Below are 17099 nucleotides of genomic sequence, written 5' to 3' on the forward strand. Positions count from 1 at the left end.
GCCAGCGTCAGCCAGGCCGCCAGCGCGTTAGTAAAGGTAAGCAACAAGCCCATTCCAGCGACTGCCAGTAGCAGCGCAAAGAGCAAGGCGGCTGCGGGCGAAACACGTCCAACGGCCAGCGGCCGCTTATTGGTGCGCGCCATTACCGAGTCAATGCGCCGGTCCACCACATGGTTGATCGCAGCGGCCCCGCCCGCGCACAGAGCGATGCCGAGGTTGCCGAAAACCAGCACCGTCCAGGGCACACCGGCGCGTGTCGCGAGGAACATTCCCACCAGCGAGGTGATGAGCATCAACAGCACCACCCTTGGCTTGGTCAGCTCGAGATAGTCGCGCCAGCTGGCCTGGACGCTGCGTTCGCTGAGTAGAGTCGCCATGGGATTCTCCTTATGGTCAAGCGCGGGGCAGGTCGAGCCTACCCGTCGTATTCGGATTCAGGAGTGCCTGAGGCGCCGGATCACGCGCAACGGCAACCCCTCGGCTCAAGCGCAAGCGGTGATTGATCAATACCGTCACGAGCAGCAGCAGCGCGCCGCCTCCGTTATGAGCAACCGCAACCACCAGCGGGAGATTAAGCAGCACGTTGCTGATGCCGAGCCCGATCTGCAGCGCCAGCGCGGCTACAAGCAGCCCGGCCAGCCGCGGTAGCCCGTGGCGCCAAAGTTGCCAGGCCAGCGTTAGCAGAATCAGCGTCACCGCGAGCGCACCGAGCCGGTGGGTCAGATGGATGGCAGTACGCGCCTCGCCATAGAGCATGCCGCCGAGATAATTCGGGCCGATGTCGTGATGGGTCAGGTTGAAGGCATTGGTGAAATCCATCTGCGGCCACCACTGGCCATGACAGGTGGGGAAATCGGTGCAGGCCACGGCGGCGTAGTTGCTGCTGACCCAGCCGCCAAGCGCAACCTGGATGATCACCGCGAACATCCCGATCAACGCAAAGGTTCTGAGCCTGCCCGGCACGCTCGGCATCGCCGGCCTCCGGCCGGACAGGCGCAGCGTCAGCAGGAACAAGAGGCTCAAGGTCGTGAAGCCGCCGAGCAGATGCGCCGTAACCACCTGTGGCCAGAGCTGCAGGGTTACGGTCCACATGCCAAACGCGGCCTGGGCGATCACCACGAACAGCAACAGCAGCGGCAGCCTCAGCGGTTGGCCCGGCTGCGCGCGGCGGCGTATGGCTTGCACGGCAAGTCCGAGGATCACCAGCCCCAGCGCGCCGGCGAAGTAACGGTGGACCATCTCGTTCCAGCCCTTGTGCACTTCCAGCGGCGCATCAGGGAAGCGCAGCGCTGCCAGGCTCTGCTTGTCCTCGCTCATCGGCACGCTGAGAAAACCGTAGCAACCGGGCCAGTCCGGGCAACCGAGGCCGGCATGGGTCAGCCGTGTATAGGCGCCGAGCAGCACCACCACGACAGCCAATAGCGTGGCGACAAAGGCGAGGCGGTAGCCGGGTTTTGCCATCTGCTTCTCCTTGCGCGACCTCATTGGGACCCCAGCGAGGCGGCTGAGTGCCTTGGATCAACCGATCTGGGAGATTTTCAGCAAGTATTTGAGGTCATCGAGGATCGCCTTGCCGTTGGCTTTGGCGTCATAACGCAGCACCAAATTGCCGTGCGGGTCGACAATCCACAGCTGCACACCGTCCGGCAGATCAGGATTGGCGGCATACACGGCGGGGTCCAACCGGTAGCGTTGAAGCTGCGGATATTCACGCTGTAGGCGCTGGTCGTAATCGGCGGCCAAAGGCGCTGCGCTGGCAATGGCGTGGCCGGCCCTGCCTGCTTCGCGGGCCAGGCCGATATTGATCTGCCGCGCCAGATAGACCAGCTGCTGGCAGTCTTCTGCGCAACCATCCGGTGCCGTGACCAGCAGCTCCCAGCGCGGCTCGGCGGCCACCGGCGCGGTGATGCCAAGGGCATCGCGGCCCTGGCCGGTGGCAACCAGCGCACCGTCGTAGGTACGGGTTTCGGGCACCCAGAAACCGAAGCGGTACATGGCGCTCGCCAGCAGCATGGGGCCGATCACCACCGCAAGGATCAGCAGCAATTGCAAACGTCCCCGGCGCCGTTGTGCCGGTGCAGCCTCGTAGGTCGGATTCATGGTGGTCATTCCTTGTTCTCCCGTGCCTGGTGCACGCCGAAGTAGATGAACAACGCCAGCAGCGCCGCCGCCAGCGCAAACCACTGCACCGCGTAGCCGACATGCTGCTGCGGCTGCATGAAAGTCACCGGCCAGTCGGCACGATAGGCCGCGGGGCCGGGCTCCAGCCGCAGCTGGTATTCGACGCCGTCGCGGCCGAGCAAGGCCCAGATGTCATGCACGTCGACGTGGTTGATCAGCCGCGGCCAGCCTTCTGCCATCCGCCGGTTGAGAATGAACGGCTCGCCGGACGGAGCGTAGATCCAGGCGGCCAATTTCAGTGGGCGATCCGGGGTGTCGAATTTCGGTGGGATGCGCCGGTCCGGCCAGGGCAACCAGCCGCGGTTGACCAGCACCCAGCGGCCGCTGGGCTGATCCTGAAACGGCTGCAACAGCTCGACCCCCACGCGGCCATCACGGGTGCGGCTATCCAGCAGGAAGCTGTGCTCGGCGTCGAAGCTGCCCTGCAGGTTTACGCGGGTATAGGCCGGCTCCTGGAGCATGTCGATCCGCTCCGGCCCGATGGGCGCTGCGGCTTCGCGAGCTTCCTGGCGCGCCAGCATTTCGCGCTTCTGGTCGGCCCGTTCCAGCTGCCAGAAACCCAGCCAGACCAGGAATGGCAACAGGCACAGCACCACGAGCGTGGGTATGACGCCCGGCTTGAAGCCGTTCATACCCTGCCCTGCGGCGTATCGATCCGGCTGGCTATACTGCACCCCCACTTCCCCCAGTTCACCTTTCACGGCGGGCCCGCGCATGCTCAAGGTGGCGATTGTTCTGTTATTAGTAGCCACGCTGGTCAGTCTGTTCAGTGGTCTGTTTTTTCTGGTCAAGGACGAGGGCCGCACGTCCCGCGTGCTAACCGCCCTCTTCGTCCGTGTGTCCCTCACGGCTTTGATGGTCGCCCTGATCGCCTGGGGCTTTTATTCCGGCCAGCTGCAGCCCGGTTTCGGCGCCTGATCGCGCTAGATCACGTAAACAAAGACGAACAGCCCGATCCACACCACATCCACGAAGTGCCAGTACCAAGCCGCCGCCTCGAACCCGAAGTGCTGCTCGGGCGTGAAGTGGCCGCGAAAGCTGCGTACCAACATTACCGTCAGGATGATTGCGCCCATGGTCACGTGAGCGCCGTGAAAGCCTGTGAGCATGAAGAAGGTGGCGCCGTAGATGCCCGAGCCCAGGGTCAGGCCAAGCTCGGTGTAGGCATGGATGTATTCCTCGATCTGCAGGATCAGGAAGGCGGCGCCCAGCAACACGGTCAAACCAAGCCCGAGCTTGAGCTGCTTGCGATTCCCCTTGCGCAGGGCGTGGTGCGCCCAGGTCAGGGTGAAGCTGGAGCTGACCAACAGAATGGTGTTGATCAGCGGCAGCCCCCAAGGACTGATAGTGCCTTCGGGTGCGGGATAGACGCTGGGGTCCGGGTTGTTCAGCAGCGGCCAGGTGTATTCGAAGTTTGGCCAGAGCATGGCACTGACGCCTTTGTCACCCTCACCACCGAGCCAGGGACCCACCCAATAGCGGACGTAGAACAGCACGCCGAAGAAGGCCAGAAAGAACATCACCTCGGAAAAAATGAACCAGCTCATCCCCCAGCGGAACGAGCGGTCCATCTGCGCGCTGTAGAGACCTGCTCGCCCTTCGCGGACCACCGCTCCGAACCAGCCAAACATCATGTAGGCGATCAGCAGTGCGCCGATGAAGAAAATAATTGGGCCACTGATCTCGTCGCGCCCGGCCTTGAGATCGTTGAACCAGCTGCCCAGCCCGAACACGGTAGTCAGCAGCGCTATCGTCGCCACAATCGGCCATTTGCTCTGGGCGGGGACGTAGTAGTTCTCGTGCGTGGTGGTCTGTTGGCTCATTGCAGACTCTCCTTGGCCGCCACCATGGACGCCTGATCAACAACGGCGACGGGAGGTTGGCGAGACGTGATATCGAACAGGGTGTAGGCGAGCGTCAGGTGGCGCACGTCTGCGGGCAAATCACGATCGACGATGAAGCGCACCGGCATTTCGATGCGCTCACCGGGCTGCAGCACTTGCTGGGTAAAGCAGAAGCATTCGGTCTTGTGAAAGTAGGCGGCTGCCTTCGATGGCGACACGCTGGGCACCGCCTGGGCCGTCATCGGCTTGTCGGTGGGGTTGTAGGCGACAAAGCGCATCTCACGGCTGGCGCCGGGGTGCACGCTGATCTGGTCGGCGACCGGTTTGAATTCCCAGACCATCCCCGACGCGTTGGTGGCGAGGAACTGCACCCGCACCTGGCGATCCTCATCAACCGTCTGCGCGCCCTGGTAGGCGCCTGCAGTTTTGCCGTTGATACCGAAGGCCTGGCACATGACGTCGTAGATCGGCACCAGGGCAAAGCCAAAGGCGAACATCGCCACGACCACCAGCAGCAGCCGACGTACCAGGCGGGGGATGGGCAAGGAATCGCTCATGACGTCCTCCACGCGGAGAGCCGCTCACGGATAGGGGTCAGCCCACCCTTTTCGCAGCCGCTGTGCCCTTTAAAAACTTGCGGTCGAGACGACTCCCACCGGTGAACCGGAGTCCGTACCGCCCCCGTGGGAGCGGTCTCGACCGCGAAAGGCGCAACGCCGTCCCGCGCCCCTGCGCGCAGCTCAGCGTTCATGGCCGCCACCCGCCAGGCTAATCATGCTTGGGCCCCGTACGGTGCTCGTGCAGCTGCTCCATATTCGGCGGCACGCTGAAGGTGTGGTAAGGCGCCGGCGACGGCACGCTCCACTCCAGCCCCTCAGCGCCGTCCCAAGGCTTGGCCGCGGCGGCAGGACCGCCCTTGATGCACTTGATGACGATGTACAGGAAAAGCAACTGCGTCGCGCCGAACATAAAGGCGCCGATGCTGGAGACCATATTGAAGTTGGCAAACATCATGTTGTAGTCGGGAATCCGCCGCGGCATGCCGGCCAGGCCGACGAAGTGCATCGGGAAGAACGCCAGGTTCATGCCGATGAAGCTCATCCAGAAGTGCAGCTTGGCCAGCGTCTCGTCGTACATGTGCCCGGTCCACTTCGGCAGCCAGTAGTAGGCCGAGGCAAAGATGCCGAAGATCGCCCCAGGCACCAGTACGTAGTGGAAGTGCGCCACCACGAAGTAGGTGTCGTGGTACTGGAAGTCCGCCGGCGCGATGGCCAGCATCAGCCCGGAGAAACCGCCGATGCTGAACAAGATGACGAAGGCCACGGCGAACAGCATCGGCGTCTCGAACGTCAGCGAACCGCGCCACATGGTCGACACCCAGTTGAACACTTTCACCCCGGTCGGCACCGCGATGAGCATGGTGGCGTACATGAAGAACAGCTCGCCGGTCAGCGGCACGCCGACGGTGAACATGTGGTGCGCCCAGACGATGAACGAGAGGAAGGCAATCGCTCCGGTGGCGTAGACCATCGAGGTGTAGCCGAACAACGGCTTGCGGCTGAAGGCCGGAATGATCGAGCTGACCGCGCCGAACGCCGGCAGGATCATGATGTACACCTCGGGGTGGCCGAAGAACCAGAACACGTGCTGGAACAGCACCGGGTCGCCGCCGCCTGCTGCACTGAAGAAGCTCGTACCGAAGTGGATGTCCATCAGCATCATGGTCACCACCCCAGCCAGCACCGGCATCACTGCGATCAGCAGGAAGGCGGTGATCAGCCAGGTCCAGACGAACAGTGGCATCTTCATCAGTGTCATGCCTGGCGCCCGCAGGTTGAGCACGGTGGCGACCACGTTGATCGCGCCCATGATCGAGCTGATGCCCATCAGGTGGATGGCGAAGATAAAGAAGGTCACCGACTCCGGCGCGTAGGTCGTCGACAGCGGCGCGTAGAAAGTCCAGCCGAAGTTCGGCCCACCGCCTTCCATGAACAGCGTCGAGACCAGCAAACCGAACGCCGCCGGCAGCAACCAGAAGCTGAAGTTGTTCATCCGCGGCAGGGCCATGTCCGGCGCGCCGATCATCAGCGGAATCATCCAGTTGGCCAGGCCGACGAAGGCCGGCATCACCGCGCCGAACACCATCACCAGGCCGTGCATGGTGGTCATCTGGTTGAAGAACTCCGGCTGCACGATCTGCAGGCCCGGCTGGAACAGCTCGGCGCGGATCACCATCGCGAAGGTGCCGCCGAGCAGGAAGGCGCAGAAGCTGAACCACAGGTACATCGAGCCGATGTCCTTGTGGTTGGTGGTCAGCAGCCAGCGCGAGAGGCCCTTGGCCGGGCCGTGATGATGGTCGTGCCCGGCATGACCATGGTCGTCGATCACTGCACTCATCGCCGTCTTCCTCTTATTGGCTGGCTTCTTCGGCCTGTTTGAAGTCGAGCACGTCTTTCGGCGTGACCATGTCGCCCTTGTCATTGCCCCACGCGTTGCGCTCGTAGGTCACCACGGCGGCAATATCGACTTCCGAAAGCTGCGGCCCGAACGCCGGCATCGAAGTGCCAGGGGAGCCTTTGACGACGATGCTGATGTGGTTTTCTGCCTCACCGGTGGCGATGGGCGAACCCTTCAAAGCAGGGAACATGGGCGGCAGGCCCTCACCGGTCGGCTGGTGGCAGCTGGCACAGTTAGTCTGGTAGACCTGCTCACCGCGCGCGGTCAGCTCTTCCAGCGTCCATTCCTTGCTGGTCAGCTCGGCAAGCTTGGCGGCCTCGGCTTTTTTCTCGCCGAGCCAGGTCGCGTAGTCCTCCTGGGACTTGACCTCCACCACCACCGGCATGAAGCCGTGATCCTTGCCGCACAGCTCGGTGCACTGGCCGCGGTAGATGCCGGGCTGCTCGACTCGGGTCCAGGATTCATTGATAAAGCCGGGAATGGCGTCCTTCTTCACCGCCAGATCCGGCACCCACCAGGAATGAATGACGTCCGCCGCGGTGATCAGGAAACGCACCTTCGCGCCTACCGGAATGACCAGGGGCTCATCCACCTCCAGCAGGTAGTGCTCGCCTTTGGGTGCCAGGTTGTTGATCTGATCACGCGGCGTGGTGAGGTTGCTGAAGAACTCGACGTCTTCGCCCAGATACTTGTAATGCCATTTCCATTGGTAGCCGGTGATCTGGATGTCAACGTCCGACTCGCTGGCATCGTAGATATGGATCAGCGTGCGGGTCGCGGGCACCGCCATGGCGATCAGAATCAGCAGCGGGATAACGGTCCAGAGCACCTCGACCTTGGTGTTCTCGTGGAAGTGCGCCGACTCCAGTCGCTTGGACCGGCGGTGCGCGAACATCGACCAGAACATCACTGCGAACACCAGCACGCCGATGATCACGCAGATCCAGAAGATGGTCATGTGCAAATCGAATACGGAATGACTGACGTCTGTGGCACCGGCGCGCATATTCACGTCCCAGGCCGCCTGGGCCTGACCGACGAGCGAACACAGCCCCATCCCCACCCAGACTCGTGGATGTCGCGACATTGCGGGTTCCCCTTATGGTTCTTGTTATCCCGCCGACTACCTGTCCGGCCACGCAGCGGAGCAAACGCTCGCTACGACAGCCTGACCACGCTCCGATCTGGCTCCCCCCAGATGCCTGGTTGCCAGTCCTCGCTTTGCACGCGCAGTCGGATTCAATCGGTACGCTTACGATCGGAGTATAGACAGCGAAACAAGACTGGCAATTTCGTCAGTCCTGTTCCGTCTCAGGCGCTGGCGTCTGCCGGGTTGTCGTTCTTCTTCACACCGCGGACATTCATCAGCGCCAGGCACACCTGCAGCGTGATCAGCGCCCAGGCCTCGGCATACCAGCCCCAGATGACCCAGAGCAGGTTGCTCAGCAGAAAGCACCAGAACCCCAGCGTTCGCCGTTGCGGTTTGAGCGAGCCGATCAGCCACGCCGCCAAAACCGTGACCACCATTGCCGGCCATTGCAGAAGATTGATCCAGTCCACCTTGCCTCCAGATGCGAATGCGCGCCGGACCACACCGGCGCGCAGCGATACCTGAATTGGTGCGCCGGGCGCTTCGTATAGTTCCGGTGATCCGCCCTGCGGGCCCGGTCATGACTAGAGCAGATTCAACTGCTGTCCGGGCGGTGCGAAGCGACTGCAATCGAGCCCGTAATTCTGGTCCCGGCGGTTGTAACCCAGGCGTTTGCACGCCAACTGAAAGCGCTGGGCGAGCAGTTGCGCGAACTGGCCTTCGCCGCGCATGCGGCTGCCGAAACGGCTGTCGTAATCCTTCCCGCCCCGCGATTGCCGCACCAGGCTCATTACATGGGCGGCTCGCTGCGGAAAATGTTCCTGCAGCCACTCGTCGAATAACGTCGCGACTTCATGCGGCAACCGCAGCAGCACGTAGCCGGCCGAGCGCGCACCGGCTTCGCGCGCCACTTCGAGCATGCGCTCAAGCTCCATGTCGTTGATCATCGGAATCATCGGCGCGCACATCACACTGACCGGCACGCCAGCCTCATGCAGCGTGCGCAACACCCTCAGCCGCGCAGAAGGCGAGGCAGCGCGAGGCTCCATGATGCGCTTGAGTTCGTCGTCCAGCGTGGTCAGGCTGACCGAAACGCTGACCAGTTTCTGCTCGGCCAAAGGTACCAGCAGATCAAGATCGCGCAGCACCAGTGAGCCTTTGGTGATGATGTGCACCGGATGCTTGAAGCGCAGGAGGATTTCCAGCGCCTGGCGCGTCAACTGCTGTTCGCGCTCGATCGGTTGGTAAGCATCGGTGTTGACCCCCAGCGCGATGGGCTGCGGCGCGTAGCCGGGCTTACTCAGCTCCTGTTCGAGGCGTTCGGCGAGGTTGGTCTTGGCGATCAGTCGCGTTTCGAAATCGATTCCCGGCGACATATCCCAGTACGCGTGGCTCGGCCTCGCAAAACAATAAATACAACCATGCTCACAGCCCCGATAAGGATTGACCGACCGGTCGAAACCCACGTCCGGCGACTGGTTGCGGGTAAGCACGCTCTTGGCCGTCTCGCTGCGAACCTCCGTCGCGCGAGTCGGCGGTACGTCCTGTTCCCAGCCATCGTCGTACGCCTCGCAGCGGGTCGGGGCAAAACGGTTGTCCGGGTTGATAGCGGTACCGCGGCCGCGCGGTGTGGAAAGGTGCGGGTTATGTGGCATAAGCTGCGCTCGAATACTGTTTATCCATACAGTATACGGCGATATTCAAAACCTGCCGCGCGCTCCGACAAGCGTGGCTCAGACGAGCCTCGAACGTGCTTAGCGCAACTCGATGGGGACGGCCACCCCTTCCTCTGGCTGCCATGTGCCGTTGAGTTGGCCGTCGCGGTCGAGCTGTAGCTCGAACATGGCGGGTACAGCTCTGTGCTCCCGAAGCTGGATTCGACTCGCGTCGACCTGTCGTCTCGCAACGAGCTCAACCTTGCTGGCGTCCATATCCCGAAAATAGACAGCCCTGGATGAGCCGCTGCCGTCAGGCGGTGCGATAACCAGCGTCTGCTGCTGCCCGTCTACCTCGCCGCGGTAAACGCCGCTTATCTGCGGGCTCGACAGGTCCCGGCAATCGCTGCGCTGCTCCAGCAGCAGGCATCGTCCATAGGCGCTCAGCTCTGCGGCGAGATCGGCATAAGCGAAACTGTTCGGAAACTCGCCTAGATCATCCAGCGCGCGGACCGCGTGCGCCGAGCAACGTCCGGCGATCAGGGTCAGTTGCGTTGGCTTGAGTACAAGCCGGTCATGGCCAAGATTGGTGTCGTGATGGCGCCGCAGGCACTCACCATACATTGCGCGCTGTATGGCGATCGTCTCAGCTTCGTCGTCAGCGGCGCCATCGACAGGAAGCTGGGCCAGAAAGGCTTCGATACGCTCGACCCGCGCTTGGCTGATGCGTTGCCGCACACGCTGTAACCCCGCCTCACTGAATAACGCTGGCAACGACAGAGGCGAGCCATCAGCTAGCGAGAACGCATAGCTATTGCGGCCCATGCTGAGGTAGGCGCCGTAATATTCGCCAATGATCTCCAGCGACAGAAAGCCAGGCGTCCTGGCATGGATTTCGTAATCCAGACTGACCACACCGTGCCCGGCATCGTCTGTTGGCCAAATGCGCTCGAATGGCGACTGCTCGAAGCGGCCCGGCAAACCGTCAAGCTCGAACGCATGCAGGTAGATATTGATGCGCTCCGATGCAGCCGATCCACCTTCAAATAACGGGAAGCGATAGGTGGACCATTCACTACGCGTGGCTTCAAGCGTGGTGACGCCTGGCTCGGCAATCGACAGCAGCGGTACGAGGGCGAGCAGGCAAAGCATCAGTGATCGCCTGTGGCGCATCATAGGCATACCTCACGACTGACGTTTAGCATTCGGGATTACGGCGTGCGCCTGAGAATAGACGTTTCCCTCGCTCAAAGACTTTCCGGTGACGCGTCGAACAGTCATGCCCAAGCCCATCAAGGCGAGGTGCGACACACCTGCACCTTGCTGTACTCGGCTGCGCCATCGTCGCTGAGCCGAATGACGCCGCGCTTCGCCAGCTCGCGAGCGCGCCAGTAAAGAAACAGGTCAGTGGGGAAGAAGCCGTCGCAGTGAGCCATGACCTCCGCCATGGCGCGGGCCAATGGCAGCCAATCGTCGCCACAGGCCGCTACCAGTTCGCTGTCGATCCGTTCGTTGTCTTCACCGCGAAAATGCCCGTCGACCCAACGACGTATCGCGGTGTTCTCTTCGACGACGGCTCGCCACTGGCCGGCGAGTTCGGCAATACGACCGGCCTCGACCGGGCTTGGCTGATAAAGCGCTGCCAGCGCATCTGGTGCATGCATGGACACCGCCATGCGCGCGCCGACCCGACTGTCACCGGTTCCGCAGACCACCTCATGCAGCGCGATCGATGAGCCTTCCAGCGCCGCCGCCACGCGCGCCAGCATCAACTGTTCGGAGGCGCTGTCGCCATGCCAGACCGTGACATGCCGCGACTGGCCAGGCAGCCCCGCCAGCCATTCGGCGTCGCCGGCAATGCCCGAGAACTCCGGCCGAGGCTCCAGATCGACAGGCCAGACCTGCTCCCAGAACGCCAATCGCATCGTGCAAGGCGGTGATTCGATATCAGCCAGCGGGCCAACTGCAAGATCGTCGCGCAGCACGCGAAGCTCATTGCCCTCGGCCAGCAGCTGCCGGACGCGGTCGGCGGCGAGGTCGCCACAGGTGAGATGCCACATGGCGAGCCTCCCTTGAATCAGTCGGTTTTTTTCTTCAGTTTCGGGTTGGGAAAAAACTGCACGGCCTGCACCTGCGGATCGGGCGCTTTCGGCTTGGCCTGATTGACCCGCGTGCCCAGTTCGGACGGCACCGACTGGCCTTGTGCATTGAGGGTGTCAGCGTAGCCGCACTCGACGCACTCACGATGCGGCACGCCGTCGACGTCCCACATCTTGATGCTGTCAGCCGCGCTGCATGCCGGGCATACAGCGCCGGCGATGAAGCGCTTGGTGGTTGCTTTCGAATCATCGGTCATGCCACTTCCTCCGTCAGGCCGAGGTGGCGTAGCAGCGCGTTGGTAGACGGCTCGCGACCACGGAAATCGACAAACAGCACCATCGGCTCCTGTGAACCGCCGCGTGCCAGAATAGCGTTGCGGAAGGCGCGGCCGGTATCGGCATTGAACACGCCCTCTTCCTCGAAGCGCGAAAAGGCGTCGGATGACAACACTTCGGCCCACTTGTAGCTGTAGTAACCGGCTGCATAACCACCGGAAAAGATGTGCGCAAAGCTGTTGGGGAAGCGGTTGCTGGCCGGCGGACGCATCACCGAGACCTCGTCGCGGATGCTTTCCAGAACCTGCAGCACGCTGCGGCCGTCGCCATGGGTGGCATGCAGCTCGAAGTCGAACAGCGAGAGTTCCAGCTGGCGCACCATCATCAGGCCGGACTGGAAGTTCTTCGCCGCCAGCATCTTGTCGAGCAGATCCTGCGGCAGGGTTTCGCCGGTCTGGTAGTGGCCGGAAATCAGCGCCAGCCCTTCGGGCTCCCAGCACCAGTTCTCCATGAACTGGCTCGGCAGCTCGACCGCGTCCCAGGCCACGCCGTTGATGCCCGACGCGCCAGCATGCTCGACCTGGGTCAGCAGGTGATGCAAGCCATGGCCGAATTCGTGGAACAGCGTGGTGACTTCATCGTGGGTCAGCAGCGCCGGGCGTTCACCCACTGGCGGAGTGAAGTTGCAGACCAGGTTGGCGACCGGCGTCTGCAGTGTGCCGAGGCAGGTGCGGCGCTTGTCGCGAGCGCCGTCCATCCAGGCGCCACCGCGCTTGTTGGCCCGCGCGTAAAGGTCGAAGAAGAAGCGCCCGACGTGCTCGCCGTTCTCGCGGATTTCGAACAGGCGAACATCTGGATGCCAGCCATCGAAGCCTTCCAGCTCGTGAATCTCGATGCCGTACAGACGCTTGACGATGGCAAACAGGCCGGACAGCACCTTGTCCACCGGGAAGTAGGCACGCAGCTCTTCCTGGCTCAGGCTGTAACGGGCCTGGCGAAGTTTCTCGCCGAAGTAATTGACGTCCCAGCTCTCTAGATCGGTAACGCCCTGCTCGGCGGCGAAGGCGCGCAGCTCTTTCAGATCACGCTCGGCAAACGCCTTGCTGCGCGTGGCCAGATCACGCAGGAAGCCCAACACCTGGTCGGTGCTTTCGGCCATCTTGGTCGCCAGCGACAGCTCAGCGTAGTTGTCGAAGCCCAGCAGCTTGGCCAGTTCCTGACGCAGGTCGAGGATCTGCTCCATCACCGGGCCATTGTCGAACTGGCCGGCGTTCGGCCCCTGATCGGAGGCACGGGTGGAATACGCGACGTAGACCTCTTCGCGCAGCGCACGGTTGTCGGCGTAGGTCATCACCGCGTAGTAGCTGGGGAATTCGAGGCTGATCAGCCAACCGTCCAGTTCCTTGGCCTTGGCGGCTTCAGCCATCTGCGCCTTGGACGAATCGGTGATGCCGGCCAGCAGGCTTTCATCGGTGACGTGTTTGGTCCAGGCCTGGGTTGCGTCGAGCAGTTGGTTGGAGAAGGTGCTGCCCAACTCGGCAAGCTTCATCTGGATTGCACCGAAGCGCTGCTGCTCGGCCGGCGGCAGGTCGATACCGGACAGGCGGAAATCCCGCAGGGCATGGTCGAGAATGGTCTTCTGCGCGACGTCGAAGCCGTCGGCTTCGGGGCTCAGCGACAGCGCCTGGTAGGCGGCGAACAGGTCGGCGTTCTGCCCCAGTTCGGTCGCATAGGCAGACAGTTTGGGCAGGCAGGCCTCGTAGGCGCTGCGCAGTTCAGCATTGTTGCGCACCGCGTTGAGGTGGCTGACCGGACCCCATGCGCGGCTGAGGCGCTCGTTCATTTCGTCCAGGCCGACGACCAGGGTGCTCCAGTCGAGGCTTTCGGCCGGTCGGCTGAGCAGCTCCTGCAGGGCGACGCGGTTCTCGCCGAGCACGGTATCGACCGCCGGCTCAACGTGCTCGGGGCGAATCTCGGAATAGGGCGGCAGGTCGAATTCCCGAAGCAGCGGGTTGGTATCGGTCACGGCAGTTGCCCCTTCTGAATAAATGATCACCGGTGCATGTTAAAGACAAATGCCTAACTGCGCAGCTGGGGAACGAGGCGATAGAGTGGCTCTATATGCGACGAAACGAGGCGCGCGGCAGGCATCCGAACCGGTTATTGGACCGCCACCTCCTCGGGCAATTCAGGCCGCTGCGCATAGCGCTGGGCGAGCACCGTGCAGACCATCAGCTGGATCTGGTGAAACAGCATCAGCGGCAGGATGATCATGCCGACCGCGCTGGTGGCGAACAGCACCTGGGCCATGGGCACACCAGTCGCCAGGCTCTTTTTCGAGCCGGCGAAGAGGATGGTGATACGGTCTTCCAGGTTGAAGCCGAACACCTTGGCCAACACGCTGGTCAGCCACAGCACAATGGCCAGCAACAGGCAGCAGGCCACAGTCAGTCCCAGCAGATGACCGAACGGCACGATCTGCCAGAGGCCATCGACCACCGCGCCGCTGAATGCCGTATAGACCACCAGCAGGATCGAGCTTTGATCCACCGTTTTCAGCCAGGTCTTGTTGCGCGTCACCCAGGCACCGATCCAGCGACGCGCCACCTGCCCGGCGATGAACGGCACCAGCAATTGCATGACGATCTTGCCGATGGAGTCCAGGGTCGAGCCGCTATCGCCTTCGACACCCATCAGCAGCAACACCAGCAACGGCGTGAGGAAGATACCGATCAGGCTGGACGCTGCGGCGCTGCAGATCGCCGCCGGCACATTACCGCGTGCCAGCGAGGTGAAGGCGATGGCCGATTGCACGGTCGCGGGCAACGCACAGAGGTAAAGCATACCCAGGTACAACTCGTCACCGACCATCGGGGTCAGCACCGGCTTCAGCGCCAGCCCTAGCAGCGGAAACATGATGAAGGTGCAGGCGAACACCAGCAGGTGCAGACGCCAGTGGCCGGCACCGGCGAGGATCGCTTCGCGCGACAGCTTGGCGCCGTGCATGAAGAACAGCAGCGCAATGGCAGCCGCCGTCAGCCACTCGAAGAACACCGCGCCGCGCCCTTCGCAGGGAAACAGGGTGGCAATGGCAACCACGGCGAGCAGGGCCAGGGTGAAGTTGTCGAACAGGATGCGGAGCTTGGACATGCAGGGTTCCCTTGGGCTTGCGGTCAACTAGGATGGACCTTAACGTGTGCGCAACCTTCCGACTAACGCCAAGCAGGCACGAAATGTCGTCAATCGGACAGCACGCCGCGTTGATCACCCGCCTAGGCGAACTCAAAGCGCTTCCACGACCCGTCTACGGCCAGCTCGACTCGCCGCCCAACCTCAAGCTCGGCTACCGCCACAGCCACCCCTGGGTGCAGCTGTCCCATGCGGTCGAGGGTGTGCTCGAGGTGCGCACCGACAGCGGCCGCTTCATTGCGCCGCCGCTGCGCGCCGTATGGATTCCCGCGGGCATCACCCACCAAGTGTTCTGCGCACCGGACACCTGCATCCGCAGCCTGTACATCGACCGCAGCGTGATCCGCCATGCGCCGGAGCATTGCCGCGTGCTGCAGGTGAGCCCGTTGTTGCGCGAGCTGATCCGTCACTTCAGCACGCTGCCCGAAGCCTATGCCGAAGACGGCGCCGAGGGCCGACTGGTTCAGGTGCTGCTGGACCAGCTGGGTTGCGCCCCGGAAGTCGAGTTGGTCCTGCCGCTGCCGACCGAGCCGCGCCTGCATCGGCTATGCAGGAGTCTGCAGGCGCAGCCGGAGTCGCAGGAAGGGCTGGCTGACTGGAGCCGAATCCTGGGGGTCTCGGAACGCACCCTGAGCCGCTTGTTTCTCCGCGAAACCGGGTTGACCTTCCGCGCTTGGCGGCAACGCTTGCGGCTGCTCAGCGCCCTGCCGGCGCTGGAGCGCGGCGAGCGGGTCACCGACGTCGCGCTGGGCTGCGGCTATGAATCCCTGTCGGCCTTCATTGCGGCGTTTCGCGAACAGTTTGGCGCCACGCCGGGCGAATTCTTTCGGCCCGGCAGCAGTTCCGCCGTTGGCCCTGTCCATTGAAAACCGCCCATTTTTTCGAGCTAAGGAGCAACTCATGAGCATCCGAACCTACCAGGGCCACACGCCCTCATTGGGCGAGCGCGTCTTCGTCGACCCCAGCGCGGTGCTGATCGGCGACATCCAGATTGGGGAGGACAGCTCGGTCTGGCCGCTCACCGTGATTCGCGGCGACATGCACCGCATCCGCATCGGCCAACGCACCAGCATTCAGGACGGCAGCGTGCTGCACATCACCCACGCCGGACCCTACAACCCGGACGGCTTCCCGCTGACCATCGGTGACGAGGTGACGGTCGGCCACAAGGTCACCTTGCACGGCTGCACCCTCGGCAGCCGCATCCTGGTAGGCATGGGTTCGATCGTGATGGACGGCGCGGTAGTCGAGGACGAAGTGATCATCGGCGCCGGCAGCCTGGTGCCGCCGGGCAAAACGCTCGAGAGCGGTTATCTCTATGTGGGCAGTCCGGTGAAACAAGCCCGGCCGCTGACCGACAAGGAGCGCAGCTTCTTCAGCTACACCGCGGGTAACTACGTGAAGCTGAAGGATCAGCATCTGGAGCAAGCGTACGCGGACTGATGTATTCACAGCTGATCGCCAGCAAGCTGGCGATCATGGGGTGAGATTCAGAGGAACATGCCGCCGGACGCCTCTATCCGCTGGCCGGTGATCCAGCGACCTCCCTCGCTAAGCAACGCGCTGATGGCGAGACCGATGTCTTCGGCCTGGCCCACGCGACCCAGCGCCGTGCTATCGGCAACGAAGGCGTTGAGATCGGCGTTGTCGCGAACCGCGCCGCCGCCAAAGTCCGTTTCGATCGCGCCAGGGGCCAGCACATTGACGCTAATGCCGCGCGCGCCGAGCTCCCGGGCCTGATAACGGGTCAGCACTTCGATGCCACCCTTCATCGCGGCATAGGCGGAGTAGCCCGGCAGTGAGAAGCGCGCCAACCCGCTCGACACATTGAGGATGCGCCCGCCGTCGGCAATCAGTGGCAGTAGTGTCTGGGTCAGGAAGAATGGACCCTTCAGATGAATGTTCATCATCAGATCGAACTGCGCCTCGCTGGTTTCCGCAAAGCTGGCGGTCTCACCTATGCCGGCGTTGTTGACCAGAAAATCCACATCCTGCCGACCGAAGCGTTTGGGCAACGCGTCACGCAGCCGAGCGGCGAAGGTGTCGAAGCTGGCACTGTCGCTGACATCAAGTTGCAGCATCAGCGCTCGCGCACCGAGGCGTTCTATTTCTTCGGCTACTGCCTGAGCTTCCTCGGCCTTGCTGTGATAGGTGCCGATGATGTCGACGCCCTGCGCTGCCAGATGCAGTGCAGCGCTGCGGCCGAGCCCACGGCTGGTACCAGTGATCAATGCGAGTTTGCCTTTCATGGTGTGTCTCCATCAGGGTGGGTGGATGTCGAGATCACTGTATTGTTCTGGGCTGGCGG

Annotated in this window: 19 protein-coding genes; 3 read left to right on the plus strand and 16 right to left on the minus strand. The window is 62.8% G+C overall.

What is annotated here, in order from left to right; translation table 11 throughout:
- The 4 genes from PSTU_RS0112650 to PSTU_RS0112665 all read right to left on the minus strand — a co-directional run.
- Positions 1-377: UbiA family prenyltransferase (locus PSTU_RS0112650; protein ID WP_019341400.1), on the minus strand; the 377-nt coding region annotated here is incomplete at its 3' end.
- A gap of 16 nt (positions 378-393) precedes the next feature.
- Positions 394-1461: a COX15/CtaA family protein gene (locus PSTU_RS0112655; RefSeq protein WP_019341401.1), complete on the minus strand. Its 1068-nt coding sequence runs from the start codon at positions 1459-1461 to the stop codon at positions 394-396.
- 57 nt (positions 1462-1518) lie between these two features.
- On the minus strand, positions 1519-2100 hold the full coding sequence (locus PSTU_RS0112660) for a hypothetical protein (RefSeq protein WP_029404759.1): 582 nt from the start codon (positions 2098-2100) through the stop codon (positions 1519-1521).
- Between the two features lie 5 nt (positions 2101-2105).
- Positions 2106-2813, minus strand: a complete 708-nt coding sequence (locus PSTU_RS0112665; protein WP_029404760.1) for an SURF1 family protein — start codon at positions 2811-2813, stop codon at positions 2106-2108.
- Positions 2814-2895: 82 nt separating this feature from the next.
- On the opposite strand from PSTU_RS0112665, the gene PSTU_RS0112670 reads away from it, so the two are divergent.
- Positions 2896-3099, plus strand: a complete 204-nt coding sequence (locus tag PSTU_RS0112670) for a twin transmembrane helix small protein (RefSeq protein ID WP_019341404.1) — start codon at positions 2896-2898, stop codon at positions 3097-3099.
- 5 nt (positions 3100-3104) lie between these two features.
- On the opposite strand, the gene PSTU_RS0112675 is transcribed toward PSTU_RS0112670, so the two are convergent.
- The 11 genes from PSTU_RS0112675 to PSTU_RS0112725 all read right to left on the minus strand — a co-directional run bounded on the left by PSTU_RS0112675 (position 3105) and on the right by PSTU_RS0112725 (position 14752).
- Positions 3105-4004 (minus strand): cytochrome c oxidase subunit 3, encoded by a 900-nt coding sequence (locus PSTU_RS0112675; RefSeq protein WP_019341405.1) that lies wholly within the window; start codon positions 4002-4004, stop codon positions 3105-3107.
- Positions 4001-4582, minus strand: coding sequence for a cytochrome c oxidase assembly protein (locus PSTU_RS0112680; RefSeq protein WP_019341406.1), 582 nt, complete (start codon positions 4580-4582; stop codon positions 4001-4003). The genes PSTU_RS0112675 and PSTU_RS0112680 overlap by 4 nt, the downstream gene beginning before the upstream one ends.
- A 211-nt stretch (positions 4583-4793) precedes the next feature.
- Positions 4794-6422, minus strand: a complete 1629-nt coding sequence (ctaD, locus tag PSTU_RS0112685) for a cytochrome c oxidase subunit I (protein WP_019341407.1) — start codon at positions 6420-6422, stop codon at positions 4794-4796.
- Positions 6423-6435: 13 nt separating this feature from the next.
- Positions 6436-7569: a cytochrome c oxidase subunit II gene (coxB, locus tag PSTU_RS0112690; RefSeq protein ID WP_019341408.1), complete on the minus strand. Its 1134-nt coding sequence runs from the start codon at positions 7567-7569 to the stop codon at positions 6436-6438.
- 224 nt (positions 7570-7793) lie between these two features.
- Positions 7794-8009, minus strand: coding sequence for a hypothetical protein (locus tag PSTU_RS0112695; protein ID WP_413771560.1), 216 nt, complete (start codon positions 8007-8009; stop codon positions 7794-7796).
- A 147-nt stretch (positions 8010-8156) separates the two neighbouring features.
- On the minus strand, positions 8157-9227 hold the full coding sequence (locus PSTU_RS0112700; RefSeq protein WP_019341410.1) for a PA0069 family radical SAM protein: 1071 nt from the start codon (positions 9225-9227) through the stop codon (positions 8157-8159).
- Positions 9228-9326: 99 nt separating this feature from the next.
- Positions 9327-10379: a hypothetical protein gene (locus tag PSTU_RS0112705; protein WP_019341411.1), complete on the minus strand. Its 1053-nt coding sequence runs from the start codon at positions 10377-10379 to the stop codon at positions 9327-9329.
- Positions 10380-10519: 140 nt separating this feature from the next.
- Positions 10520-11287 carry a DUF1835 domain-containing protein gene (locus tag PSTU_RS0112710; protein WP_019341412.1) on the minus strand — a complete coding sequence of 256 codons (768 nt, stop codon included), beginning with the start codon at positions 11285-11287 and terminating at the stop codon, positions 10520-10522.
- 17 nt (positions 11288-11304) lie between these two features.
- On the minus strand, positions 11305-11583 hold the full coding sequence (locus tag PSTU_RS0112715) for a YheV family putative zinc ribbon protein (protein ID WP_019341413.1): 279 nt from the start codon (positions 11581-11583) through the stop codon (positions 11305-11307).
- Entirely contained in the window at positions 11580-13628 is a 2049-nt protein-coding gene (gene prlC, locus PSTU_RS0112720; RefSeq protein WP_029404762.1) for an oligopeptidase A, read from the minus strand. Before prlC ends, PSTU_RS0112715 begins: the two co-directional genes overlap by 4 nt.
- A gap of 134 nt (positions 13629-13762) precedes the next feature.
- Entirely contained in the window at positions 13763-14752 is a 990-nt protein-coding gene (locus PSTU_RS0112725) for a bile acid:sodium symporter family protein (RefSeq protein WP_019341415.1), read from the minus strand.
- Between the two features lie 83 nt (positions 14753-14835).
- On the opposite strand from PSTU_RS0112725, the gene PSTU_RS20785 reads away from it, so the two are divergent.
- The gene (locus tag PSTU_RS20785; RefSeq protein ID WP_019341416.1) at positions 14836-15657 is read left to right on the plus strand and encodes an AraC family transcriptional regulator; all 822 of its coding nucleotides are present in this window, start codon (positions 14836-14838) and stop codon (positions 15655-15657) included.
- Positions 15658-15691: 34 nt separating this feature from the next.
- Entirely contained in the window at positions 15692-16234 is a 543-nt protein-coding gene (locus tag PSTU_RS0112735; RefSeq protein WP_019341417.1) for a gamma carbonic anhydrase family protein, read from the plus strand.
- A 47-nt stretch (positions 16235-16281) separates the two neighbouring features.
- Here the strand turns inward: PSTU_RS0112735 and PSTU_RS0112740 are convergent, their stop codons facing one another.
- A complete protein-coding gene (locus PSTU_RS0112740) occupies positions 16282-17040 on the minus strand; it encodes an SDR family NAD(P)-dependent oxidoreductase (RefSeq protein ID WP_019341418.1) in 759 nt (252 codons plus the stop codon).
- Between the last annotated feature and the right edge of the window lie 59 nt (positions 17041-17099).

Source organism: Stutzerimonas stutzeri SDM-LAC (assembly GCF_000235745.1).
GTDB lineage: Bacteria > Pseudomonadota > Gammaproteobacteria > Pseudomonadales > Pseudomonadaceae > Stutzerimonas > Stutzerimonas stutzeri_H.

Bases quoted from the DNA above. Each gene is read 5' to 3' on its own strand.
- PSTU_RS0112655 (WP_019341401.1), bottom strand. From the start codon at position 1,461: ATGGCAAAACCCGGCTACCGCCTCGCCTTTGTCGCCACGCTATTGGCT.
- PSTU_RS0112660 (WP_029404759.1), bottom strand. From the start codon at position 2,100: ATGAATCCGACCTACGAGGCTGCACCGGCACAACGGCGCCGGGGACGT.
- PSTU_RS0112665 (WP_029404760.1), bottom strand. From the start codon at position 2,813: ATGAACGGCTTCAAGCCGGGCGTCATACCCACGCTCGTGGTGCTGTGC.
- PSTU_RS0112670 (WP_019341404.1), top strand. From the start codon at position 2,896: ATGCTCAAGGTGGCGATTGTTCTGTTATTAGTAGCCACGCTGGTCAGT.
- PSTU_RS0112675 (WP_019341405.1), bottom strand. From the start codon at position 4,004: ATGAGCCAACAGACCACCACGCACGAGAACTACTACGTCCCCGCCCAG.
- PSTU_RS0112680 (WP_019341406.1), bottom strand. From the start codon at position 4,582: ATGAGCGATTCCTTGCCCATCCCCCGCCTGGTACGTCGGCTGCTGCTG.
- ctaD (WP_019341407.1), bottom strand. From the start codon at position 6,422: ATGAGTGCAGTGATCGACGACCATGGTCATGCCGGGCACGACCATCAT.
- coxB (WP_019341408.1), bottom strand. From the start codon at position 7,569: ATGTCGCGACATCCACGAGTCTGGGTGGGGATGGGGCTGTGTTCGCTC.
- PSTU_RS0112695 (WP_413771560.1), bottom strand. From the start codon at position 8,009: ATGGTGGTCACGGTTTTGGCGGCGTGGCTGATCGGCTCGCTCAAACCG.
- PSTU_RS0112700 (WP_019341410.1), bottom strand. From the start codon at position 9,227: ATGCCACATAACCCGCACCTTTCCACACCGCGCGGCCGCGGTACCGCT.
- PSTU_RS0112705 (WP_019341411.1), bottom strand. From the start codon at position 10,379: ATGCTTTGCCTGCTCGCCCTCGTACCGCTGCTGTCGATTGCCGAGCCA.
- PSTU_RS0112710 (WP_019341412.1), bottom strand. From the start codon at position 11,287: ATGTGGCATCTCACCTGTGGCGACCTCGCCGCCGACCGCGTCCGGCAG.
- PSTU_RS0112715 (WP_019341413.1), bottom strand. From the start codon at position 11,583: ATGACCGATGATTCGAAAGCAACCACCAAGCGCTTCATCGCCGGCGCT.
- PSTU_RS0112725 (WP_019341415.1), bottom strand. From the start codon at position 14,752: ATGTCCAAGCTCCGCATCCTGTTCGACAACTTCACCCTGGCCCTGCTC.
- PSTU_RS20785 (WP_019341416.1), top strand. From the start codon at position 14,836: ATGTCGTCAATCGGACAGCACGCCGCGTTGATCACCCGCCTAGGCGAA.
- PSTU_RS0112735 (WP_019341417.1), top strand. From the start codon at position 15,692: ATGAGCATCCGAACCTACCAGGGCCACACGCCCTCATTGGGCGAGCGC.
- PSTU_RS0112740 (WP_019341418.1), bottom strand. From the start codon at position 17,040: ATGAAAGGCAAACTCGCATTGATCACTGGTACCAGCCGTGGGCTCGGC.